The 23,602-nt window shown below is 38.3% G+C and carries 23 protein-coding genes; all 23 read left to right on the forward strand.

The genetic code is table 11. From position 1 onward, the window contains the following. A partial coding sequence (locus tag GMD4S_RS00170; protein ID WP_000530572.1) for a YdbC family protein occupies positions 1–221 on the forward strand: 221 nt, incomplete at its 5' end. A 5-nt stretch (positions 222–226) separates the two neighbouring features. After that, on the forward strand, positions 227–451 hold the full coding sequence (locus tag GMD4S_RS00175) for a hypothetical protein (RefSeq protein WP_000379145.1): 225 nt from the start codon (positions 227–229) through the stop codon (positions 449–451). Between the two features lie 21 nt (positions 452–472). Further along, positions 473–1,204, forward strand: coding sequence for a type IV secretion system protein (locus GMD4S_RS00180; RefSeq protein WP_000368851.1), 732 nt, complete (start codon positions 473–475; stop codon positions 1,202–1,204). A gap of 45 nt (positions 1,205–1,249) precedes the next feature. Continuing rightward, positions 1,250–1,669, forward strand: a complete 420-nt coding sequence (locus GMD4S_RS00185; RefSeq protein WP_001291572.1) for a hypothetical protein — start codon at positions 1,250–1,252, stop codon at positions 1,667–1,669. A 70-nt stretch (positions 1,670–1,739) separates the two neighbouring features. After that, on the forward strand, positions 1,740–2,096 hold the full coding sequence (locus GMD4S_RS13700) for a hypothetical protein (protein WP_001037297.1): 357 nt from the start codon (positions 1,740–1,742) through the stop codon (positions 2,094–2,096). Then, positions 2,050–4,416, forward strand: coding sequence for a VirB4-like conjugal transfer ATPase, CD1110 family (locus GMD4S_RS00195; protein WP_000602695.1), 2,367 nt, complete (start codon positions 2,050–2,052; stop codon positions 4,414–4,416). The genes GMD4S_RS13700 and GMD4S_RS00195 overlap by 47 nt, the downstream gene beginning before the upstream one ends. Before the next feature lie 11 nt (positions 4,417–4,427). Beyond that, positions 4,428–7,013 carry a phage tail tip lysozyme gene (locus GMD4S_RS00200; protein ID WP_000088416.1) on the forward strand — a complete coding sequence of 862 codons (2,586 nt, stop codon included), beginning with the start codon at positions 4,428–4,430 and terminating at the stop codon, positions 7,011–7,013. 18 nt (positions 7,014–7,031) lie between these two features. Then, positions 7,032–7,676, forward strand: coding sequence for a hypothetical protein (locus tag GMD4S_RS00205; RefSeq protein ID WP_000567329.1), 645 nt, complete (start codon positions 7,032–7,034; stop codon positions 7,674–7,676). Positions 7,677–7,687: 11 nt separating this feature from the next. Further along, positions 7,688–7,960, forward strand: coding sequence for a hypothetical protein (locus GMD4S_RS00210; RefSeq protein WP_000035316.1), 273 nt, complete (start codon positions 7,688–7,690; stop codon positions 7,958–7,960). Then, positions 7,944–8,822: a hypothetical protein gene (locus GMD4S_RS00215; protein WP_000488421.1), complete on the forward strand. Its 879-nt coding sequence runs from the start codon at positions 7,944–7,946 to the stop codon at positions 8,820–8,822. Before GMD4S_RS00210 ends, GMD4S_RS00215 begins: the two co-directional genes overlap by 17 nt. 71 nt (positions 8,823–8,893) lie before the next feature. Continuing rightward, positions 8,894–9,907 carry an LPXTG cell wall anchor domain-containing protein gene (locus GMD4S_RS00220; RefSeq protein WP_000758650.1) on the forward strand — a complete coding sequence of 338 codons (1,014 nt, stop codon included), beginning with the start codon at positions 8,894–8,896 and terminating at the stop codon, positions 9,905–9,907. Positions 9,908–9,961: 54 nt separating this feature from the next. Continuing rightward, the gene (locus GMD4S_RS00225) at positions 9,962–10,501 is read left to right on the forward strand and encodes a hypothetical protein (protein WP_000371899.1); all 540 of its coding nucleotides are present in this window, start codon (positions 9,962–9,964) and stop codon (positions 10,499–10,501) included. Beyond that, complete coding sequence (locus GMD4S_RS00230) at positions 10,502–12,343, forward strand: VirD4-like conjugal transfer protein, CD1115 family (protein WP_000255736.1); 1,842 nt, start codon at positions 10,502–10,504, stop codon at positions 12,341–12,343. A gap of 66 nt (positions 12,344–12,409) precedes the next feature. Continuing rightward, complete coding sequence (locus GMD4S_RS00235) at positions 12,410–12,769, forward strand: hypothetical protein (RefSeq protein ID WP_000195209.1); 360 nt, start codon at positions 12,410–12,412, stop codon at positions 12,767–12,769. Then, positions 12,756–15,980: a PBECR4 domain-containing protein gene (locus GMD4S_RS00240; protein WP_000146487.1), complete on the forward strand. Its 3,225-nt coding sequence runs from the start codon at positions 12,756–12,758 to the stop codon at positions 15,978–15,980. The genes GMD4S_RS00235 and GMD4S_RS00240 overlap by 14 nt, the downstream gene beginning before the upstream one ends. Positions 15,981–16,045: 65 nt before the next feature. Then, a complete protein-coding gene (locus tag GMD4S_RS00245; RefSeq protein WP_001000164.1) occupies positions 16,046–16,306 on the forward strand; it encodes a hypothetical protein in 261 nt (86 codons plus the stop codon). A gap of 203 nt (positions 16,307–16,509) precedes the next feature. After that, the gene (locus GMD4S_RS00250) at positions 16,510–16,884 is read left to right on the forward strand and encodes a plasmid mobilization protein (protein WP_001278769.1); all 375 of its coding nucleotides are present in this window, start codon (positions 16,510–16,512) and stop codon (positions 16,882–16,884) included. 6 nt (positions 16,885–16,890) lie between these two features. Then, positions 16,891–18,528, forward strand: coding sequence for a helical hairpin domain-containing protein (locus GMD4S_RS00255; protein ID WP_000261840.1), 1,638 nt, complete (start codon positions 16,891–16,893; stop codon positions 18,526–18,528). A gap of 440 nt (positions 18,529–18,968) precedes the next feature. Then, complete coding sequence (locus GMD4S_RS00260; RefSeq protein WP_000161250.1) at positions 18,969–19,553, forward strand: recombinase family protein; 585 nt, start codon at positions 18,969–18,971, stop codon at positions 19,551–19,553. Between the two features lie 122 nt (positions 19,554–19,675). After that, positions 19,676–20,473, forward strand: coding sequence for a ParA family protein (locus tag GMD4S_RS00265; protein ID WP_000771877.1), 798 nt, complete (start codon positions 19,676–19,678; stop codon positions 20,471–20,473). A 90-nt stretch (positions 20,474–20,563) separates the two neighbouring features. Beyond that, complete coding sequence (locus GMD4S_RS00270) at positions 20,564–20,806, forward strand: hypothetical protein (RefSeq protein ID WP_000863487.1); 243 nt, start codon at positions 20,564–20,566, stop codon at positions 20,804–20,806. Positions 20,807–20,875: 69 nt separating this feature from the next. Next, complete coding sequence (locus GMD4S_RS00275; protein WP_001183258.1) at positions 20,876–21,715, forward strand: Fic family protein; 840 nt, start codon at positions 20,876–20,878, stop codon at positions 21,713–21,715. A gap of 146 nt (positions 21,716–21,861) precedes the next feature. Next, entirely contained in the window at positions 21,862–23,214 is a 1,353-nt protein-coding gene (locus GMD4S_RS00280) for an ISLre2 family transposase (protein ID WP_000355715.1), read from the forward strand. Positions 23,215–23,602 lie beyond the last annotated feature (388 nt).

Here is a 23,602-nt window from a genome sequence, read left to right on the forward strand (position 1 = left end):
AAATCATTGAGACGATTGCTGTCCTATCAAAGAATGACAAAGGGTGGCAAAAGGAACTAAACATTATTTCATGGAATGATGCCGAGCCAAAATATGATATACGGTCATGGAAAGATGACCATTCACGAGTTGGCAAGGGTGTCACACTTTTTGAGGACGAAATGGTCGTCCTTGCAGATGCAATTAAACATTTACAAATTACAAAAAAGAAAGAGGATTAAATCTTATGGATACAGCAGTTAAAGTTTTTCAAATTGTTCAAGCAGTCGTTGGTATTACAGGACTTGTATGGGTTCTTGCAGGAATTATTGATTTCTTTGGTGGTCGTAACAACAATGACTCTATGCGCCAGGAAAAAGGGGCAAATGCCATGATTAACGGTGGCGCTATCGGTGTTATCGGGGCGGCGGTCTGCCAAGCAATTATTGCAGCGCTTCAAGCTATCAGCTAAATCTGAAAGGAGCTAGAGTGAATGGATAATATCACAAATTCTCTAGCTGAGTATAGTTCAACAGTCAATCAATACGCTGATAAGATTAACGGGGCTTTATTGCCAGTCGCTTCAATCTTGATTTTAACTTTCTTTCTATTTGATATTTTTTCATGGAATAGACGGTTAGGACAAGAGGGCGGTGGCTTAACGGTTCAGCTTTGGATGGAAGTAGCCCTTGGATATGCTATTGCATTTCTATTGGTTTATAACATTTCAGAAATCTTTGATTTTATCGTATTTGTCTTTAACAGGGGGATTGCTCTTGTCGATGGCGTGTTACCGAATAAAACATTTAAGTCTGATATGGATACTTCAGGTATAAGTGGATGGATAGCCAAACAGATTGTCAATATCGTAGGCAACTTTACTGAGCTAATAGCTGATGTATGTGCGAAATTACTTGTCTTTATGAGATTTTTCCAAATGTATCTCTTGAAGGCAGTCGCTCCGCTAATTGTGGCTTTCTTCATGTCTGAACAGACAAAGCCAGTAGCCGTCAACTTCTTAAAACACTTTTCAGCTTACGCCTTACAAGGGTTATTGCTTGTCATTATTGTCAGACTTTACCCAGCTTTGGTAACGGATGACTTATTTAAAGCATCATCAGGAGATTGGGCGACTGCTTTTGCATCTATCGCAAAAAGTATTGTCTATATTGTCGCCTTGTTCGGTAGTCAGCGCTTGGCAAAAACACTTTTAAATGCCATGTAAAAAAGCAATAAATTTGGTAAAATAGTTCTATAAGGAGGTGAGTTCATGTCAGAAAAACGATACTATATCAAGCGAGAAGGAAACCATTTCAAATTGTCTCCTCAATCGCAAGAAGAACTAGTAGAAACCCCTACACCAGTTCAATCAAACGCCCCTAAACGAGTGAAACGCTCCATTTGGTCAATGATTGGCAACTTCTTTAGTCTGATTTTATCAGGTCTGATTATGATTATTGGATTTCTGATTGCAACTCCATTTTTCCTTTTAAGTGTCCTTTGGAATTGGATAATCATGTTTATTGGTCTATCTATTTTTTGGAGTATTGCAGGAGTTATTTACTATGGGACGATTTTAGATTACGAAGTTAATACCAACCTTATATTTAATAATACTTCGATACCAATTCTTTTGATTGTGGCTTTAATTGGTGCTATCATGTCAACGATTGGACGCATGAGAGACTAACAAAATTGAAACTGTTGAACAAACACTTTGCCAGAGCAAGGTGTTTTTATTGTAGCTAGAAAGAGGTTGTATGAACAAATTAGGAAGTGAGTTCCTCAAGCAGTTTGACAACTATGAAAGACCCGTCGCCTTTGGGATGACCAAACGTCTTTTAGTCATGTTGCTTGGGATTGGGATAGTGGTGTCACTCACTATCACCATTTCCATAATGGGACTATCAGATATTTTTATGTACCTTGTGGCGCTCCTCATTGCCCCTCCCTTTATCATTTACGGGCTAGGCTTTGATGAAGCAGTCAAAGACAAGGTCATGTTTAATCTAAAAGTTCAGAAGCGAGCTTTTATTACAGAATTTGAGGAAGGAGAGGAGTTCACAAAAGATGATTTTAAATCTTGGAAGAAAGTCAAAGAAGTTGACGAAGGCTGAAAAGGAACGTAAGGCACGCTTAAAACGCTCCTTGAAGGCTTCAACACAAAATACCATTAAATACAATAGCCTATTTGAAAATGGGCTGATGCACATTGCCAAAAACGAATGGTCAAGAACCTATCGCTTGGGTGATGTCGCCTATCTATCCGCTAATCAGGAAGAAAAGATTGACGTGATTGATACACACGCTGAAGCGCTCAATTCACTTGATGCAGGCTCTACTTATCAGCTCCTGGTTATCAATCGGAGAGTCGAAGACAACGCTGTTGAGCAAATTAAGTATGATGAGATTGGTGACGGCTTTGATAATTTCCGTAAGGAATACAATGAAATGATTGAAAGTCGTTTTTCAAGTGACTCAAAGAATTTCAAGGTTGAAAAATATGTGACCTTGAAGACAGAAGCCTATAATCGAGGGCAAGCGGATGCCAACTTAAGCGAGCTAGGCAACTCACTTGAAAATCAATACTCTCAAATGGATATTACCTTTGAAGAAATGGACGGGAAAGAACGTCTTGACGTGTTTGCGGAGTTGCTCCTGGGCAAACACAAACTCCCTTATAACTTCAGGGATATTGCTCTTTCAGAATTACATACAAAAGATTTTATCGCCCCTAACAGGCTTCATTTCTTGGAAAATCGTTTCCGTATCAATGAAGGGGTCGCAAAAGTCATGTATGCTAGAAACTTTCCAACTTTCTTAACAGACCGACTGATTAAGAGTTTAACGGATATAGGCGTTGAGTTGGCTATCACGATTCATGCTGAGCCTTATGAGCCATCTAGCTTTATGCGTAAGATTAACAATGCGGATACAACTATCAAAGCTGAAATGGTCAAGGCTCAACGGTCAGGCGCTCAAGAAGGGGTTGACCAGGATCTGGCTGTCTCAGGTCGAGCACGTGAAATTTCTGAGTCAACGAAACGATGGAAAGAAGAGATTGATGACAATGACCAAAAAGCCTTTTCAGGTTTGATTGCTCTTTACTTCAAGGCTGAGGATGAGGAGGAGCTGGCAAGTATCACAGATAAAGTCTTGACCGCTTCACGTAAGGTTGGCGTTGATTTTCAAGAGTGTTACTATTACCAGGAAGAAGGACTCAATACCATCCTTCCTATTGGTCACACCTTCTTAAATGTGAAACGTCGCTTTATACGTGATATGACAACAGCTAACTTGGCTACACAAGTTCCTTTTATGAACGTTGACCTGAAGTCAGATAGTGAGAGGGCGCTCTATTACGGTCAAAATCAACTATCTAACAATGTGATTACGGTTGACCGTAAAGCAGACCTGAACACTGGTTCGGGCGTAGTTCTTGGCTCTTCAGGTTCAGGAAAGTCTGTTACTGTAAAAACCATGGAAATCATACCAACTTATCTGAAGAACCCTGAAGACCGTATCATCATTGTTGACCCTGAAGATGAATATTCCGATATTGGACGTGAGTTCGGGGCGCAGTTGGTTGATATTTATATCGGTTCTAAGTCACACCTAAACTTGATGGACTTGCCTGATTCGAGTCAACTGAAGGATGAAGATGATGACCCTATCGGGGATAAGTCAAACCTTCTCATGGGGCTCTTTGAGTCTATTCTTGATGAAGTCGGTGACGTGCAATATACCATTATTGACCGTGTGACACGTGAAACATATGCAAGATTCGCTAATGTAGATAGAACGCCAACGCTTGCAGATTGGCACGATGTTTTGCTTGAACAAGAAGAACCTGAAGCCCAGGAATTGGCGCTCAAGTCTGAAATCTATGCCAAAGGGTCACAAAGTATCTTTGCACACGAGACCAACGTTGATATTACAAACCGCTTTGTGGTCTTCAACTTGAAACGCTTGTCAGGAAAACTCAAGCCGTTTGCGATGATGGTTATTCAGGACTACATTTGGAATCAAGTTGTCGCTTCCCAAGGGAAACTCACTACTCGCATTTATTTTGACGAGGTACAGCTCTTCTTCAAAGAAGAAGCCCAGGCTATCTTCTTTACAGAGTTGTATTCACGGGTTCGTAAATATGGGGCGATTGCCACAGCCATCACACAAAATATTGAAACTCTGATGAACAAAGAAGAAGGGCGCAAGTTGGTATCTAATAGTGAGTTCATGATTCTCTTGAAACACAAGAAATCAGACTTATTGGCTCTTTCTAAAGCCATTTCTTTAACTCCAACTTTAGTAAGATACATTGAAAAACCAAAAGCAAAAGGAACGGGCTTGATTGTCGCAGGTCAAGTGGTTGTACCTTTTGAAAATCCTATCCCAAGACACACAAGACTCTATGAGCTTGTCACTACAGATGCTTAGGAGGTGTTACGTTGTCGAGAAAAACAAGACGTGATCTCCGTGATGCCAAACGTGAGTACAAGGAAGCCAAGTCTGACCTCAAGACAACGAAAAACAGCTATAAACAAGCTGAAAAGAGAGAAGCTCGGCTCTTAAACCCCAAGACAGATGCTGAAAAGCGTTACCTGGGGCAGAAACAAAAGGCAAGACGGACGGTCGCTAGTAAAGAGATTGAAACGCTCAAAGAGCGTAAGAAGACCGCTAAAGCAAAGAAACGCCAAGCCATTCAGCGTAACGGTGGGACAAAGGCTCAAAAGCTGGGGCGAGTTACTCATCACCAGGCTTCTCATTTTGTGGATTCAGCTTTTCAGGATAATGATGTGCTTGAAGATATTGCTTCAGCACGTCAGACTATCCGTAGAACACACGCTGAAGTAAGACAAGCTAAGAAGCTAGGCAATTATACCGTCAAGATTGGTAAAGGGGCAACTAGGGTCGTATATGGTGCAGGAAATCGCACCTATAACCTTGTCCGTGGTCGTAGTTTTACCAGGACTCCTGTTGCCAATCGATGGGAAACGAAAGTTACTAATAAATACCAACGTTTACGGGCAAAATTAAGAACTTCAAAGGCAGGTAAGACCGCTAGTGCTACTAAAAAAGTAGCTGTAAAAGTTGGGAAGCCTATCTTGACAGTTCTTAAAAATCCCTTATCAGCTAAAGCCTACTTGATTATGTTTTTAGGAGTTCTGATTATTGCCCTGTTAGGAGTCGTGACAGGTGGAGGAACTTCAACTGTAGCACAAAACGAGTTTGATCTTACAGAAGCTTGGACTCATATTTCAAAAATTGATAGAGAAAAATCAACAGATAAAGTTGATTATTGGACAAATATTGATGAAATAATGATGTTCATGGGTTACAAATATGAAGATTACAAGCTAGATTCACCCTATAATACGGATAAGAAGTGGTGGGAATTAAATCATTCTTACAGGGAGCTTCTTTCCGATACTTGGGAAGAATTAAATAAAGATAAAGACAATTTAAAAACAATGTCTGATATCTATACTTCGTCTGAAAATAAATATCTAAGATTGAGTGAATCCGAGTTGAAAGAGTATAACGAAGTCTTAGAACAGGCAAAACAAGTAGGCTATTATGTAACCTACAACGATTTGTCAAACCCCTTTAATGCTGAAGCAAATGATGAAAAATTAGATCCAATACGGATTGATAAAAGGTTTGGCTATGTTTCAAAAACAGAGATATATAATGGTTCTGTTTTGCAAGCGAATCAAGGGTCAAAACTTTATGCTGTAATGGATGGTACAATTTCTATAAAAGAGCAAGATGTGATTATATCATCAGAAACGGCAGAGTTTACTTATAAGAATGTGACTCGTGTTCGTGTTAATGATGGTGATAAGATTAAAGTCGGGAATGAAATTGGTGAGGTAAGTGATGTAGGAGGGCAAGAAGTTTACTATAGAAAACTCAAAAACAAGAAAAAGAAAGAATGGGTTTGGGTAAATGTTGGTTTCTATCTTCCAAAAGTTGAATACAATCAGACTACTTCAGTAATTTCAGATATGAACCTAGACGGTGATATTGGTAAAAAAATAAATGATATATACAACTTCTTCAAAAAACAAGATAGTAGCGTAACCTTAAATGGTATCTCAGCAATTTTAGGAAACTTTTGGACAGAATCATCAATAACAGCAAAACGTGCTGAAGGAGATTATCTGAATCCTCCCGTGGGAGCTTCAGCTAGCTCTTGGGATGATCCTAACTGGTTGAATATGGGGAATGCTGAAGTGTATCAAGGGAAATATCCAAATATTATCCATAGAGGGATTGGACTTGGACAATGGACTGATACCCGTGATGGTTCGATTAGACATACAATGTTATTGAACTATGCTAAGGAAAAAGGAAAAAAATGGTATGATCTTGAACTTCAACTTGATTTCATGCTAAATGGTGATTCTCCTTACTACATTGAACATTTAAAGAATATCCTTCATTCAAACGATGATGTAGATTATTTAACTAATAAATTCCTGGTTAATTGGGAAGGGAACGAAGGAGATAAAGTAAAAGAACGGCAACATAATGCTCAACAAGTTTTATCGTATCTCAAAAATCCTAGAGGTCACACTAAAGGAGGAAGTTCCGTTTTAGAAAGTTCATGGGGTTTTCCTTCAGAGTATTCATCTAAAATATCTAGCTATCCTTCATCAGCGACTGTATCAGCTAGTCTTGATGGTAATACTTACCCTATTGGTCAATGTACCTGGTACGTGTATAATCGGTTAGTAGAAGCAGGAGCTCCTCATTATAATTGGTTAGGAGATGGACAGAACTGGGTTAGAGGATTGACTGCTAGAGGATGGAAATATAGTTCAACTCCCGTAGCAGGAGCTGTTATGTCAATTCAAGGAGGTTTTTGGAATACTCCAGAAGAGAATGGGCATGTATCTTACGTTGAACATGTAAATGAAGATGGTAGCTTCCTAGTTTCTGAATGTAATATTCAAGGAGTTCAAAATAGAATACATTGGACTCTTTGGACAAATCAAAGTTATTTAACATTTGCAATTCCGCCAAAATAGAAGAAAGAATGGAGAATTATGATAGATTCATCTAAATTAAAAGTAATAAAATTTATTGGTTATATATTATTGATTATCCTTGCCGTATTTATTGGAGTAGGTATAGGACAAACAGTAGCAGATCACAATCAAAAAAAGGAAAGTGCTGAAAGTAAACAGACAGCAACAAAGGAGGGGCTTAATCAGGAAGAGGTAAAAGAATTTTTAGTGAACTATTATACCAAAAAAGATCTTGGAGAGAATAGGAATCGCTATAAAGAGTATATGACTGATGGTCTATATAAACAAACAGTAGCTAAAGAAGAAGAACCTGTGAGCCAAACCTATAAAGGATTTGTTGTAGATTTTCAGTTTAAATCAGCAGAAATTTATATCAATCAAGACAAATTACAAGTTATAGCGCAAGTAAATTATGTAAATACTTTACTAGATGAAAAGAAAAACTATAACACTGCTCAAAAAAATGTTTTGAACAAAAAGACATTGAGAATGAGTTATACTAATGAAAACGGTAAAATGAAAGTAAATAAGATGGAATCCATTATTTTAACTGATCAGACAGGTGACTATGGAATTTTGGATAGTACAAAACCATCTGAAGGTTCTACAACAGATTCATCAACAAAACCAACGACAACACCTAGCACCTCAAATTCAAATTAAAGGAGAAAAATATGGCACCAAAAAAGACACAAACACAATCATTGAAGGGCAAACTTGAAAAATTTAATGCTGAGTTAGAAAAAATTCAAGAACAGAAAAGAGCCTTGAATCAAAAGGAAAAAGAGTATGAAGCGAAAATTAATGCACTTCAAGCAGAATATATCATTGCGTTAATGGCTGAGTCAGGTAAGTCTTTTGATGAATTTGAAAATTTTGCATTTAATAATTCTAACCAGGTAAATTCTTCTGAAGAGGTCGGTGAGGGTCATGTTCAGAATTATTAATCTACAAACAAATCAGCAGGAAACCTGTCAAAATAGGGATGAATTACTATCTCTTATTAATGATAGGTCGGTTTGGGCAGAAGATAGAGGAGAAACTATAACTATTCAAATAGACCAATTGGGAGAAGAGGGGATAATTTTAGACAGTCTATCTTTATCTCTCCCTCTTGAATCAATTGTGGAAGAAGCGCTCTCAGGGTTTGGTTTTAAAAGAGAAAAAAAATCATTTGGATTTTTAAAATCAAATAAGCATAAAAAAGAAAAGCGTACCTCTGTTAAAAAAGATAAAAAGTTAGAATCTCTTAAAAGCGTAGAACAATCTCAAAATAACCTGGTTGAAGATAAAAAAGAGACAGAAAAATTGATTACTAAATCAGTCTCAGATAAGCCAATAAAAACTAAAAAATTAAGGTTTGGTTCGCTTGTTCTTACAATAATTATCTGTTTAATTACAATAGCATCTATTGCTTCATTATCTCTTGTTCAAGTTCAATCTAAGAAAATTAATGAGCTTGAAAATCGGATACAGCTTGAAGAGAAACAAGGGAAAATTGAAGTTTTTGGTAGATTTTTTATCGCAAATTTCTATACTGGAAAAAGTGAAAATATTGTAGATTTTTTAAGCAGTGAAATGAAGACTGAAGGTCTTGAACTCAAAAAAGGAGTTCAAGCACAATCAACAATTTACGAATCACTAACCGAATCACAAGATATTATTCAAGTTACATTTGTAATCACTACAACAGAAGACTCGAATAATATTAAAACGATTAGAATGACTCTTCCTTTACGTGAAGAGGAAAAATCAATGTATGGCTATGTAATCGTAGGTAAACCTATTATTACAGGTTTTGCAGAATAACAAACATTAAAATAAATATTAAAACAAATATTAAAATAAACATTAAAATAAATATTAAAGAGGAAGAAAACATGAAAAAATGGGCTAAAATCATCACACTATCATCTATTGTCGTACTTGCTTCAGCGAGCGCTCAAATGGTTTATGCAGATACAAACGCTTCACAAAATGAAACTGCTATTACTGCTGTATCACCAAATACTGGAACTACAACAGCTCCATCAAATGCTACAACTGTTCCTGTTGTAGCGCCAAACGCTGGAACTACAACAATTCCATCAAGTGATACAACTGTTCCTGCTGTAGCGCCAAACGCTGGAACTACAACAATTCCATCAAGTGATACAACTGTTCCTGCTGTAGCGCCAAACACTGGAACTACAACAATTCCATCAAGTGATACAACTGTTCCTGCTGTATCACCAAATACTGGAACTACAACAGCTCCATCAAGTGATACAACTGTACCTTCTGTACCAACTTCACCTTCAGAACAACCTTCTGTTGTAGCTCCAACTGATCCTGGAACAACTGTAGCAACTGGTTCAAGCTCAGCAGCTTCATCAAGTAGCAGCTCTTCAACAACTACAACTACAGCAACTACACCGACTTCTGAAGATAAGAACAAAAAAGACAATGCTACGTCAGATAATAAGGTTAGTGTTTCAACTATTGATGGGGGAACAACTACCTTAATTCCTGATGTTAAAGTTCCAACAAATAACCCTGGTGTATCTGCTCAAACAGCTGTAGAAGCAGGTGCTTCTCAGGTAGGGACAACTTCGCAAGTAACAGGTCAAGTTGTTCAAGAAGTGTCTCCTAGCGCACCAGTACAGACAGAAACAGGTGCTTCAATTGTAAGCACTCAGAACGGCAACGTTGTCCTCTCAGATGGCTCTGTAGTAGCGCCTGAGGTAGTTGGGGGAACAGTTAATGAAGATAAGACTATCTCTGTTACTGACAAAGATGGGAAGCTCAAAACCCTTCCAAATACTGGTCTTAAAGAAAGTATATTACTAACATTAGCAGGTTTTGGATTATTGGCTATCGTCATTAGTTTTTTCCTAAAGAAACGTTCAAATTAAGGAATAAGATAAAAGCACTCTTTTGAGTGCTTTTTTTTAGAAAGGAGGATAAAAATGGATCAGGAGAGAATAGGAATGAAAGTAGCCGATATATATAAATTAACAGGCGAAATGCTTCTAAAATCAATGTATTATGCACTTGAAGAATCGTATCACAAATTTAATCACTATCTTGAAAACAAGACATATACGGATAAAACCAACTGGAATCAGTTTATGGCAACAAAGGAAACAAAACATTTTGAAACGTTTCTGAACTCTGAACTGAACTCTGAACGTCTTGAAGAATATTTAAAGGGGTATGAAGTTGGCTTCTCTATAAAAGATAATGGTAACGGTACAAGTACAATAGCAATTGATGCAAAGAACGTGCAAGCCTTAGAAGCAAGTTTCAAAGGGGTCATCAATGATTTAACCGAACCTGAAAAGGCAGAAAAACTTACTAAAAATCTTATCAAAACACCAAAGACCATGACTTTAAAGGAAAAATTGACTTACTACAAGAAAAAGGTTACCGCAGAAATCAAAACTAAAGATAAGGTTAAAACACCAACGCCTAAGAAGGCTATTGCGAAAGATGAAAAGGGGTTATAGATGGTTACAGAACAGAAAAAACGTCGCTTTCTCCCTTATTTGATTGTGGGTCTTATCCTTTGCTATGTAGTGCATTGGTTGGTCAAGCTTTATGACATAGCACCTGCAACTGAAGGAGTTACCTTTATAGATAATGCCCGTTTGGATTGGATGATGGAGAATTGGACAAGTAAGTCTTTTATTGACTTTCACTTCACTCAAGCTAGTCTATATGGTGGCGGTTTAGCTCTCTTTGTTGTCTTGATGTTTTACTTTCGAGTTGGCGACAAAGGGCGCTACCGCTACGGGGAGGAATACGGGTCGGCACGGTACGCCACGAACAAGGAAATAGCTTCTTTTCGGGATACAGAGCCTGAAAATGATATGATTTTCAGTCAAAATGCTCGAATGGGACTTTTCAATAAACGCCTTCCTTTCAACCGTCAATTAAACAAGAACACGCTGACAGTCGGTTTACCAGCGGACGGGAAAACTTTCACCTTTGTGAAACCTAACCTGATGCAAATGAATAGTTCGTTTGTTATCACTGACCCGAAAGGTCTTCTTGTCCGTGAGACAGGAAAAATGCTTGAAGACAACGGCTACAAAATCAAAGTCTTTGACCTGGTCAATCTGACCAACTCTAATCAGTTCAACGTCTTTCACTATATGCACGATGAGCTAGATATTGATAGAGTTGCTGAAGCGATTATCGCAGGGACAAAACGGTCAGATAACACAGGTGAGGATTTTTGGAATCAGGCTGAAATGCTTTTGATGAGGGCGTTGATTGGGTATCTCTACTTTGACGGGAAAGTCCTGAAGAAGTATGAGCCAAATATCGCTCAGGTTGCAGACCTTTTAAGAAATATCAAGCGTGAGGATGAAGATACTCCAAGCGTGGTTGAAAGACTGTTTGAAGAACTCGAAAAGGAATTACAAGGTAACTATGCTAATAGGCAGTGGGAATTGTTTAATAGCAATTTTGAAGGCAAAACAATGACGTCTGTATTATCTATTGCTTCTTCACGTTTTGCCGTCTTTGACCATGATGCAGTTAGAAACCTGACCGCCCGTGACTCAATGGAAATGGAAAAATGGCAGACTGAAAAAACAGCCGTCTTTATCGCTATTCCTGAAACAGATAAATCTTTCAACTTTATTGCAACGACTATGTTTACCATGATGTTTAGGCAGCTACCAAAGACAGCAGATGAAATCATTCAGGGAAACCATCCAACGTGCAAACCTGAAGACTTGTTCCATATCAGACTTATCTTAGATGAGTTTGCCAACTTTGGACGTTTCCCAAACTTCACGGAAACACTCTCTTCAGTTCGCTCCCGTGAGATTTCAATTGCTATCATCATTCAAGCCATCAGTCAATTGAAGGCACTCTATAAAGATCAATGGGAGACTATATTCAATAACTGTGCTACCCTGGTTTACTTGGGGACGAATGATAAGGAAACAATGAACTATTTCTCAATGCGAAGCGGTAAGCAGACTATCAATGTTAAGAATCAGTCGCAAACAAGAGGAGCGCAAGGGTCAAGCAGTCAGTCTATTCAGACCATTCAGCGTGACCTTCTCACACCTGATGAGGTGGCTCGTATTGGGGTTGATGAAGCCTTAATCTTTATCTCTAAACAAAATGTCTTCAGAGATAAGAAAACTAACGTTCTTCAGCATCCACGTGCTAAAGAACTGGCGAATAGTCCAAGTGATACGAACTGGTATCGTTATACCCGTTCCATGTCTGATATGGATGACTGGGATGCCAACGTCAACCATGATAGGGTGATAGAAACAACTAGCGCAAAGGTGCTAGAAGTAAAATTACCATTTGAGGAAGTGGCTTAACCAAAAGAAAACCTGTTAGAATTACCTACCAGGTTTCTTTTGTATTTTGAGGAAAAGGAGGAAAACATGACACAAACAACTAATATGAGGGGGATAGGTTACTTTGATACCCTCTTTTCAGTCGTTGAGATGCCAACGATGGCGGAAGCACTCAAACAGTTTGCACTTGAGCATCAAGTGACTGGAAAGAGCAACCAGGGGGAGGTCTTAAATGACTTTGTCAGCATCTTGATTAAGACGTTAGACGTTGAAGATTTTCAAGCAGTCTCTACACAGCTTTTTAGCTACCCTAAACGGTATAGAGGAGTGCTTGAAGTTGAGGGGATTGAACCTTCTAAGGAAAAGCTGATTTACTTAAAAGCTAATATTGATAGCTTGCTTCAGGAAGAAATAGAGGTAAGGAGCAGGATAGATGGCGAGTATTGAAGAACTTAAAGCCCTGTCAATCCTAGAAGTGGCAGAAAGCCTGGGCATGAGTTTACAGCGAACAGGAAGCTATACTTACGCTTGGGAAGAACATGACTCTTTCACTATCAATGTTAGGGAAAACTATTTCAATTGGTTTGCCCGTAGCAATGGCGGTGATGTGATTAAAATGGTTCAAGTCGTTCAGGAAGAATTGACAGGGGAGAAGCTTTCTTTTAAGCAAGCAAAACACTTCTTGGAAGAAGGTAGTTTTGACGTGGTCGATGTGACCAACGTTCCTGAAAAAGAACCCTTCAGATATTACCTTGAGCCTTATGAAACTAAGTTTATAGAAGCCAGGGAATTTCTGAAGGAAGTCAGGGGCTTGTCTGATGAGACGATCGATTTTTTCAGAGAAAAAAACGTCTTATCACAAGCCACTAAAAAGACAGGGGACTACTATGAACCTGTCATTGTTTTCAAGAGTTTAGATAACCAAGGAGAGGTTATAGGTGCTTCTCTTCAAGGTATTAAGGAAAATCATGACCTTTACGAGAGAGGGCGCTTAAAACAGATTATGAGGGCTTCTGATGGTATGACGGGAATGCACGTTGATATTGGAACACCTAAACGATTAGTCTTTGCGGAAGCTCCTATTGATTTAATGAGCTATTATGAACTTCATAAGGATAGCCTTCAAGATGTCCGTCTAGTTGCGATGGATGGCTTAAAAGAATCAACGGTGAGCCGTCACGTGGCAGAACTCTTGTCTGAAGTTGGTGAACTTGATGATGAGGTTGACCAGGAGAAAAAATCGTCCTTCCTCGCTAAAACAGCTAAATTAAGCACTTTTTTTAAGGATGGAAAGCACAAGGACTTAATTACCCTTGCAGTTGATAATGATGAAGCAGGTCACACCTTTATTGAACGGTTGACCAATGAAGAAATTGGATTGACTCCAGATCTCCCCCCGAGATTGGAAAGTCAGGACAAGATGGATTGGAATGACTACCTGAAGGAAAGCAAAGAAAAAGCCCTTGACCGAAGTCAAGAGCCACTTAATAACATTGGGGGCGAACTAATCAATCGCAATTCCGGTTATTTAGAAGGCGAACCTTCAAGGACAGCACCACAGCCTGAAGAGTCAAAGACTCAACCTGATTTTCCTGCCAATGTTCAATTATATTTTAACATTGATAGGTCAAAAGAGTCAAGTGTTGGGCTTAGAAATGGCTATCATTATGCGACTGATAAAGATTTGAGGTATCTCAATCGTTACGCTGAAGAATTTCAAAAATCGGCTGACTGGTATCTTAATGAGTTGGCTGATAGTAAGGTCACGTATTTTTACCAGGATAAAGAAGACGTTCAGATGCTTCAGGTGGATTTTGAAAAAAGGCATTGGATGCACTTGACGGGGATTGCTCCTGTTTATCATGAGTGGGCTGAAAATTTATCAGAGCAATTCATTGAAGACGTAGCTTCAGGAAAAGGCGATTTTGCAAATTTAACAGTTGGGGTTGGCTTTAGAGATAAGGCAAAATTACTCCCTATGCTCCCTGAAATCTTTGAGTCAGATTCTTTTGTCTTTGATGATTTATCTTCCGTTGAGAAGATGGGGCGGTTAGATGTTTCAAGTGCTATTCGTTCAGACGATAAAGATATTCTTTTAGCTTTTCGGACGGATGATAACTCAACCTTCCCTGCAACATTGCTGAAGCCTAGCCGAACGCTCAACATTGAACTGGATACTTTAAATCAAGAAAAAACGATATTAGGGGTCTTTGTTGAGAAAGACGACAGCATCAAAACAATGTCAATCAATCCTGAATTTGTTAAAGATAATGGACAAGTAATGCTTGATATATTGCGACAAAATAGAGATTTTGAACCCTTTAAAGATGAACCAAATTTACAAAATGGAGGTCTAGCTATGGCAGACAATAATGAACCAAATTTGAGAAATCGCTTTGAGCAAATTCTCAGAGAAGATGAAGAGAAAAAACAAGCTGAAGCACGAAAAGAAGAGCTTGAACGTGATTCAGATGGTGATGGTATTCCTGATGAAGTTGAAAAAGCTCAAGGGACAAGTCCTTTTAATGCTGACACAGACGGTGACGGAAAGTCAGACCAGGAAGAGGTCAGTTATGGGTCAAACCCTATTGACAGCAATCATCCAAATAATCAAAATCAACCTTCACCTGAACCACAAAAAAGCGTTGCTGAACTGATTCAGGCAAAAGACAGTAAGGGGCTTTCTCAACTTTTGAAGGATGGCGTTAAAGACTATTTTCAGTCTGACACTTACAAACAATACTTGACCACAATGAGTAAATTTCACAATTACTCACCGAGAAATATTCAGTTGATTTTAATGCAAAACCCTGAAGCTTCTCACGTGGCATCCTTCAAAAAGTGGAAGGATGAATTTGAGAGAAGTGTCAATAAGGGAGAAAAGTCATTACGGATTTTTGCCCCTATAACTCTAAAAAGACGAGACCCTAAAACTAATGAACCACTCTTAGATGAGAATGGAAATGAACAAACATTCATGTCTTTCAAACTTGTCCCAGTCTTTGATGTCTCACAGACAAATGGAAAAGAATTACCCAAACCAGTCTATGAACTTGAGGGGACTTATGAAGATTATGGCAATCTTTACAAGTCAGCTAAAGAGGTATCTGAAGCTAATGGTGTTCCCCTTTCATTTAGCAAAGACACCAAAGGCTCTAACGGATTTTATTCCGTAAACAACAATGAAATTGTGATTAAGCAAGGGATGTCTGAGCAACAAACACTAAAAACAATCTTTCATGAAATGGCACATTCTGATCTACACAACATGGAGAAATTACAAGAAACTCCTCTTAAAAGAAGTACTGCAGAATTACAAGCTGAGTCAGTTGCTTTTGTGGTAGCTAGTCATTATGGGCTAGATACAAGTGAGTACAGTTTTGGCTATTTGGCAACATGGACAGATGACCCTAACGGACTATCTGACTTAGAAGGTCAAATTAAAATTGTACAAAAAGAAGCAGATAGTTTGATTTCAAGAATTGATAAAACCCTTGAAAAGTATCAAACTAAAGAACTGACCAAGGATCCCTTTCAAGAAAAACTTGACCGCTTGAAAAACCAATCTAAAGAAAAAGCGGTTGACCCTAAAGAGAAAGAGCAGGCGAAAGATGCTCCAAAAAAAGAGCAGAAGAGCGACAACGAGATGAACCTGTAGAAGACCTTGTCGCTCAATTATCCGCAGGCTTTATGAGTCGCAGAAAACAAACGGAGGACTAAAACATGAATGACACTATTGAAACAACATTACTTCTCAACTTGTTCTATTTAGAGAATGGAACGTACACAAGAAATGAAAGCTTTATTGAAGCCAAGCGCAGAAAAGCCATCGCCCTTTTAGATGAAGATGCGGACGAACTCAAAAGCATTGACCCTGACTTAGCTGAAGAATATCAAGAAACAATTTCCTATCTTGACTCTCTTTCAGATGAAGACTACCAGTCCTTAAAAGAGGAGTTGCTTCAACAAGTTGAAGTCAACTAAGGTCTGAAAGACGACTAAGGGGATTGGGGATTTTCCCCAAAACTTTGAAAGATTTACCGACCCCAAATTGGCAGAATTGCCAGTATTTGGGGTTGGAAAAATCTTTTAAATTTCGCAAGGTGGTACCACCTTGCTATGCTTGCCAGTTTGAAAAGTATAGAGGGCTACGGCACAGATGTCAAGTAAATTGAAAGAGGAAGAAAATGAGTGACGAAAAGAAATTATACCGACAAATTCAAAAAAAGATGCGAGTGACACCTCAAGAAAACGATCTTATTAAGCAGAGGATGGCGCATCATAATTTTTCAAATTTCAACACCTACGCCCGTTATATGCTTTTGACAGGCGAGGTTGTCACGGTTGATTATTCGGAGCTGATAAAATTAAGAACGGAGATAAATCGTATTGGTACAAATATCAATCAGCTTGCAAAGTACGTCAATACAACTGAAGAAATTACACTTGAAAACTTTCAAAATTTGCAGGCTTCACTTGCAGAAGTTAAGCGGTTGATGGATGACAGTTTTGATAAAGAAGTGGCTATGATTGAAAAAATGATGAGAGACAGAAGGGAGTAAATTGACTTGGTTGTTACAAAAGTTAAGCAGATAAAATCGGTCAACAAGTTAGCTGATGGTATCAAGTATATTGAAGATGGTGCTAAGACTATTGGAACAGAATTGATTGATTCTGATTTGAACTTTCCTGTGAAGGTTGTAGATGGTAAGATAGTCTCTCAGCTAGTTTCAGGAAATTTGGTGATTGATGTTGAGTCTGCTTATTCAGAATTTATGATGTTGAAGCAACTTGCCAATTTGGAAAAAGGAAGACCAATCAATAATGAAGAGTTGGTCAAAAATGATGTTTTGGCACACCATATCATTCAGTCCTTTTCCCCTGAAGACAATTTGACACCTGAGCAAGTACATGAGATAGGACGGAAGACAGCTCTTGAGTTGACAGGTGGCAGTCATCAATTTGTCATTGCCACTCACATGGATAAGGGGCATCTTCATAATCACATTTATATCAATTCCACTAACTCGGTCACACTCAATAAATTCAGATGGCAAAAAGGAACAAAGAAAGCCCTTGAACAAATTTCTGACAAGTATGCAGACCTGGCAGGTGCAAAAATTCTTGACCGTCAAAATCAATTCGGTCACAAAGAATATTCAGCTTACCAAAAAGAAAATGTTTTCAAGTTAGAAATTAAATCACGGCTTGAGTTTCTCCTGAAGCATTCAACCAACCTTTCAGATTTTCAAGAAAAGGCAAAGGCGTTAAATCTTGCAGTTGATTTTACTGGGAAATATGCCAAGTATAAATTATTGGATAAAGACCAAAAACGAAATACCCGTGACAGCACTTTATCTAAAAAGGGACGCTACTCTTTAGAACAGATTGAGGAGCGCCTGGCTAAAAATGAAATCGTCTATCCGTTGGAAAGTATCAAGAGTGAGTATGACAAATTACAAGCTGAAAAGGCAGAAGATTTTGAAATACGGGTCAAGATTGAACCGTGGCAGGTCGAGCATGAGACGGACACAGGTATCTATCTTCAAATGCAATACGGTATTGCCAACAAAGGTACAGTCAAAATTCCTAGTCGCCTTGTTGATAGACAAGAGGATGGAAGTTTTGATATTTTTATCAAGAAGTCAGATTTTTTCTATTTCATCAATCCTGACAATTCAGCAAGCAATAAATTCATGAAAGGGTCAACGCTTATCAATCAACTTGCCTACGAAAGCGGAGAATATATCTTAACCAAGAACCCTAACATTTCTAAGTTGGATTTGTTGGTCAAAGAATATAATTACCTGGTTAGTCACGGGGTATCCGATTCAGACCAATTCCATGAGTTACATGACCGCTTCCTGGGACAGATTGAAGAAACACAAGAGTCACTTGATAGTTTGGATGAGAAGATTGAGCGACTCAATAAAATTGCTTCAGCGCTTGAAGATATTCACGCAGACAATCCGATTGATGCCAAAGTAGCTTATCAAATTTTGGAAGAATTGAATATTTCACCTTCAGTCAATCCAAAAGAAATTGAAAAGCAGGTGGTCGAGGTTTCCATCGAGCGGAAAGCACTTAAGGAAAAATTTGAAAGCATCGTTAAAGACTTTACTCAGTATGAAAAATTAGAACGTAACGCTGAAGTAAGACGTCAAGATGTTAAAAGTCATTATGAAACAAGTATGGATGAAATTTAATTTTGAGACTAATTTTTATTGAAATTTGAAACTAAAAATAGTATAATGATTCTGCTAATATAGACCTTAGCGGATGATTACTCTTGTGCTAAAGTGTGTATTAGTATGTAGTGTTTTAGGGATAAACTTGGACATATCGCTTCTTTGTGATTTAATTCAAACCTATATTGCTATTTCTAGCTTGAAAAGAGGTATATCTATGAAGTTGTCTATTTCAAACTTGGTGGTTAATGGTGCTGTTGGAGTGACCATTGAATTGTTTATCCTAATTACAGAAAGTACCAAATAGCGCCTAGAGGGTTCGAATCCCTCACACTCCATAAAAACCACTTTACTACAAGCGGTCAATAGGCTATAGCCTATTGACCGCTTGCCGTTTTCTTGATTTTAAAGGGATGAGGAGGCGGACAATAGGGTTAGGCAAAATAGAAAGGGGAAATATGACAAAAATTGGGTATGCAAGGGTCAGCACGACTGACCAAAACTTGGATAGGCAACTGGATCAACTGAAGCACGTTGACAGGCTCTTTCAGGAAGCGGTCAGCGGTGTCAGCAAAGACCGCCCACAGTTGAAAGCCATGCTTGACTATATCCGTGAAGGGGATATAGTCGTTGTGACAGAGCTAGAACGACTTGGAAGAAATAACCAGGAGCTAACTGAAGTCATGAATCAGATACAAACTAAAGGGGCTACCTTGGAAGTGTTAAACCTTCCAACCCTTCGAGGGATTGAAGATGATAACTTGAGACGGCTTCTAAACAACTTAATTTTAGAGCTATACAAGTACCAGGCACAAGCTGAAAGGGAACGAATCAAGGAACGTCAAGCCCAAGGGATAGCTATTGCAAAAACTCAGGGCAAATACCAGGGCAGAAAGGCACTCTTTACTGAAGACGATAGCAGACTAAAACACGCCTTCGAGCTTTACCTTTCAGGAATGTCTGATAAAGACGTGGCAGGCTTAACAGGCATAAACGAGCGAACGTTTAGGCGCTACCGTGAAAAATATCAGATAAAAAGATAGTGATTTATATCATGATTTTAATAGTGATAAAAATATTTATTAAAATCATGATTTTTATATTGATTTTTATCATGATGTATATTATAATAGAAGTATAGAAAAAGGGAGGAGAAAAGAAATAAATGAAATTACTCAGCTTTGTTGCCATCAAGGGTGGAGTCGGAAAAACAACTTTAGCCCTTCTAACAGGTCAGTATTTAGCTAGTCAAGGTCATAGAGTTTTATTTATTGATCTAGACCATCAAAGCAACCTAACACACTTTTATGACGTTTACGAGGATTCAGGAACAGTTGCTAATGTCTTTACTGGTTCAGGAGACGTGACCATTTTATCGGTTGCGCCTAACATTGATTTAATTGCAGGTTCTATGAGACTAGATGAAGCTGAAAGAAGACTTGAAACCAATCCTAATCAGAATATGTTTCTGTATGACTGGCTAGGTGAAAACCTGGAAGCAAAGAACCTGGCACAATACGACTATGTGATTTTAGATTGCAGACCTGACTTCGGGATTGCTACAAGAAATGCTATCGCTGTTAGTCATGCTCTTTTCAGTCCCATTACGCCAAGCGATTTTGCTTTTGAAGCGAAACAAAATCTTGAAGTCCGTCTTGACGAGTACAGAAAAACAGAAATTGTCCGTCCAAGCCGTGAGTCTCTAATTACTGCTAAACTCTACTTTTTGCCTAACATGATAAAGCATAATACGGCAAAATCGAAAGAGTTGTTATCTGTCCTTGAAAATGATGACAATGTTGTTGGTCAAATTCCTCAAAAGGAATTGTTTAACCGAGCATCAAAAGACAATACTGTTATTGACATCATGGCTGACCAAACATCACGAAACGAACACAAGGCTTTCTTTTCAGCTTTGGAAGAAACACTGATCCAAATTCAGACCGTGTCGGATAACTCCTAATATCAATCAATATAAAAACCATGATTTTAATAAATATTTTTATCACTATTAAAATCATGATATAAATAGCTATTTAAAAAGAGGTATGCAATGGCTTTTGAAATCAAAAAGGACAAAATTAGTAAAGCGTTAGGCGAGACAATACCGTCAGTCCCTAAGGCAAAATCACAAGGGCGAAGAGCAGGTCGCCCATCAGGGAAGACCAAACATCCTTATCAGTTCACCTTGAAGCCCCAAAATCGAGAAAAGCTAGATAGGATTGCGGAGCAAGCAGGATATAGCGGAGCATCAACTTTCCTTGATAATTGGATTGAGAGTTATGAAGAAGAATAATCGTCAATATTTTTATCACTATTAAAATCATGATAAAAATCACTATAATATTATTTACGCAGGTGACCTATGCAACCAACCTATGAAATTGATAACCCCAACCTTTCCTATCAGACTAAACTTGACTTATGGCAGACTGGCTTTGGTCTTCAGCAAGTAGACGGTCTTGAGCCATCACGCTATATGGTTGAATTGGCTAAAGAGCAGATTGAAGGTAAGATTGAGTATCAACAAATTTATGACCAAATTACCAAATACCATGAAGAGACCGATGATAGCACGAAAGAAGCTGATATTGTCTCTTTAAGGATTGTAGAGCTGTTATCAAGCAACGCCTTCAAGTTTGCCCCAACCACTCTAAAATCAATCCATAAAGAGCTATTCTTTGGCGTTCTAAGCCAAGGTATCCCTTTAGGAGAATATCGCCATTATAACATCACTAAAAAAGAGCCGATTTTAGAGGGAGATAGCGTTATCTATGATCATTATCAAACTATCTCGGCTAGCTTAACCTATGATTTTGACCAGGAGTCACAATTTGACTATCGAGGGAAGACACCTGAAGAAATGGTCAAGCACTTGAAAAAGTTTGTATCGGGAATTTGGCAAATCCATCCGTTTGGAGAGGGCAACACCCGAACTGTTACGGTCTTCATGATTAAGTACCTACGTTCACTAGGCTTTGAAGTTGATAATAGCCCGTTCAAAGAGAATGCACGTTACTTCAGGGATGCCCTGGTTTTGGACAATGCAAAATTGCTGAAGAAAAATCCTGAATACCTGGATAGATTTTTTGAAAATCTATTGTTAGGTGGTCAACATGAGCTATCTCTGAAGAAAATGTATCAAGAGGTTTTGCCAACTGCATCCGCTCCAAAGAACCAAAAAGACCAAGGTTTATCACTTTAGATATTGATTTTAATCACTATTAAAATCATGATATAAACCACTATTAAAATCACTATAGAAATATAGACCTTTCCGTTTGGAGAGGTCTTTTTTCTTTTCTTGTTTTTGGGGTATAATAGGCGGTAGCGATGATTGAGGTGACAAAAATGGATATAACCGTGTTAGACGAAAGAGAATTTTCAAGGCAGTTGAAACAAAATAATCAACGGGCTTTTCTGAAGATGATTGAAAACTATGAAAAATTCATTGCCCCTATTATGCGAGCGCAGGGGTACAAAAGAATCAATCAAAAAGAGCGGACAGTTATTTTTTCTTTTGGAGAAATGACCTTTTCACGTAGCAGATGGAAGAAAGATGACACCATCCGAATCCCTGTTGATGAAAAGCTAGGACTAGAACCAAGGTCGAGGTTTTCTCAGGAGCTACTTTACCAGGTGACCAAGCTTGCTAATTTTATGCCCTATCGTAAAGTTGTATCGGTGATGGAAATGTTAAAGGAAATCTATATCACCAAGAATACAGTTCAGCACGCTTTAGACATGGCAGGTGAACTACTAGCTGAAAAAGAGGAGTACGACTCTTTATCAGCTTCAGACTGGTCTGAAGATAACCAGGACAAAGTGAGAGCAAAGAAAGTCTATATTGAAGGTGATGGGGTTTGGGTCAAACAGGCAATGCCTGACAGGAAAAAGAAGTCTATTGAGTTAAGTCATTTTGTCGTCCATACTGGAAGCAAGAAGGGGAAGAGGAATATCTTAAAAGACAAGATAGAAGTTATCTCTACACGCTGTCATAAAGCCAAAGATAGACTAATGGATTTGTTGACTAGGCATTTTGAAATTACTCCCGAAACGGTCATTGTGACTAATTCTGATGGTGGTAAAGGCTATTCTCCTACGGACTTTAAGGACTTAGTTAGTGCTTTTAAGCCTAAAGAGCATTTGCACTTTTGGGATGCTTTTCACGTGAATCAATCCCTGAAAAAGAATTTACGTACTTTTCCTTTAGAGCTGACCAAACAAGCCTTTAAAGCGGTCAAGAGCCGAGATAAGGGTTTACTAGAAACGGTACTTGATACGGCTGAATCTTTGATTAAATCAGACAAAAAATTAGAGTCTTTTCAACGCTTCAAAAGACAACTTCTGAAAAACTTTAAATATACTGATCATCCTGAGAGCTTTGGACTCAGTAGCAAGGGTATTGGTATCATGGAATCTCAGCATCGCAAAGTGACGTATCGAATGAAAAATAGAGGTATGTATTGGAGTGAGAAAGGCGCTGACACTATGAGCCAAACCATTCTTTTAAACCATACAGGAGAATTGAGAGACCTATTTTTCGGAGAGTGGAGGAAATCCTACCAAACAATAAAAGACCAGGAAAAAGATTATCCTGGTCACTTTCAACATACTCAAAAATCAGATTATACACTACCACAGAACAATCGCTCAAACCGAAAACCGAAGTATTGGGGAGCTCTTACCGATGAAAGGGATTGAAAATCATAAGAAACCATGATTTGTCAAGCCTTTTAGAAAAAAAAGTTTGGGAAAATGCTTGCATTTTCCTCCCAAAGTGGTATAATAGACTTATAAAAAACACGAACAAAAGGCGCTGAGTGCTACTAACACTCAAACGCCCACCGATTAAACAACCGTTACTTGTTCAATCAGTTTAAATCTATTGTATCATCAAAAGAACAATAAATCAAGACTGGGACAGGAAAAAGTTGAAAGTTTCGGTCTTTTATTTACGTTCTATTGGTGATTTTTCATTTTCTCCCAAAAACAGACACACTCAAAGCGCATTCATTACTTGAAAATTAACCGTGGTTTATGCTATAATAGACTGTATTTAAAAAATTTTAAGGAGAAATGACAGAATGTC

It is taken from the genome of Streptococcus sp. GMD4S (genome assembly GCF_000296955.1).

Coding starts and splice junctions, on each gene's coding strand:
- GMD4S_RS00175 (WP_000379145.1), top strand. CDS start 227: ATGGATACAGCAGTTAAAGTTTTTCAAATTGTTCAAGCAGTCGTTGGT.
- GMD4S_RS00180 (WP_000368851.1), top strand. CDS start 473: ATGGATAATATCACAAATTCTCTAGCTGAGTATAGTTCAACAGTCAAT.
- GMD4S_RS00185 (WP_001291572.1), top strand. CDS start 1,250: ATGTCAGAAAAACGATACTATATCAAGCGAGAAGGAAACCATTTCAAA.
- GMD4S_RS13700 (WP_001037297.1), top strand. CDS start 1,740: ATGAACAAATTAGGAAGTGAGTTCCTCAAGCAGTTTGACAACTATGAA.
- GMD4S_RS00195 (WP_000602695.1), top strand. CDS start 2,050: ATGATTTTAAATCTTGGAAGAAAGTCAAAGAAGTTGACGAAGGCTGAA.
- GMD4S_RS00205 (WP_000567329.1), top strand. CDS start 7,032: ATGATAGATTCATCTAAATTAAAAGTAATAAAATTTATTGGTTATATA.
- GMD4S_RS00210 (WP_000035316.1), top strand. CDS start 7,688: ATGGCACCAAAAAAGACACAAACACAATCATTGAAGGGCAAACTTGAA.
- GMD4S_RS00215 (WP_000488421.1), top strand. CDS start 7,944: ATGTTCAGAATTATTAATCTACAAACAAATCAGCAGGAAACCTGTCAA.
- GMD4S_RS00220 (WP_000758650.1), top strand. CDS start 8,894: ATGAAAAAATGGGCTAAAATCATCACACTATCATCTATTGTCGTACTT.
- GMD4S_RS00225 (WP_000371899.1), top strand. CDS start 9,962: ATGGATCAGGAGAGAATAGGAATGAAAGTAGCCGATATATATAAATTA.
- GMD4S_RS00230 (WP_000255736.1), top strand. CDS start 10,502: ATGGTTACAGAACAGAAAAAACGTCGCTTTCTCCCTTATTTGATTGTG.
- GMD4S_RS00235 (WP_000195209.1), top strand. CDS start 12,410: ATGACACAAACAACTAATATGAGGGGGATAGGTTACTTTGATACCCTC.
- GMD4S_RS00240 (WP_000146487.1), top strand. CDS start 12,756: ATGGCGAGTATTGAAGAACTTAAAGCCCTGTCAATCCTAGAAGTGGCA.
- GMD4S_RS00245 (WP_001000164.1), top strand. CDS start 16,046: ATGAATGACACTATTGAAACAACATTACTTCTCAACTTGTTCTATTTA.
- GMD4S_RS00250 (WP_001278769.1), top strand. CDS start 16,510: ATGAGTGACGAAAAGAAATTATACCGACAAATTCAAAAAAAGATGCGA.
- GMD4S_RS00260 (WP_000161250.1), top strand. CDS start 18,969: ATGACAAAAATTGGGTATGCAAGGGTCAGCACGACTGACCAAAACTTG.
- GMD4S_RS00265 (WP_000771877.1), top strand. CDS start 19,676: ATGAAATTACTCAGCTTTGTTGCCATCAAGGGTGGAGTCGGAAAAACA.
- GMD4S_RS00270 (WP_000863487.1), top strand. CDS start 20,564: ATGGCTTTTGAAATCAAAAAGGACAAAATTAGTAAAGCGTTAGGCGAG.
- GMD4S_RS00275 (WP_001183258.1), top strand. CDS start 20,876: ATGCAACCAACCTATGAAATTGATAACCCCAACCTTTCCTATCAGACT.
- GMD4S_RS00280 (WP_000355715.1), top strand. CDS start 21,862: ATGGATATAACCGTGTTAGACGAAAGAGAATTTTCAAGGCAGTTGAAA.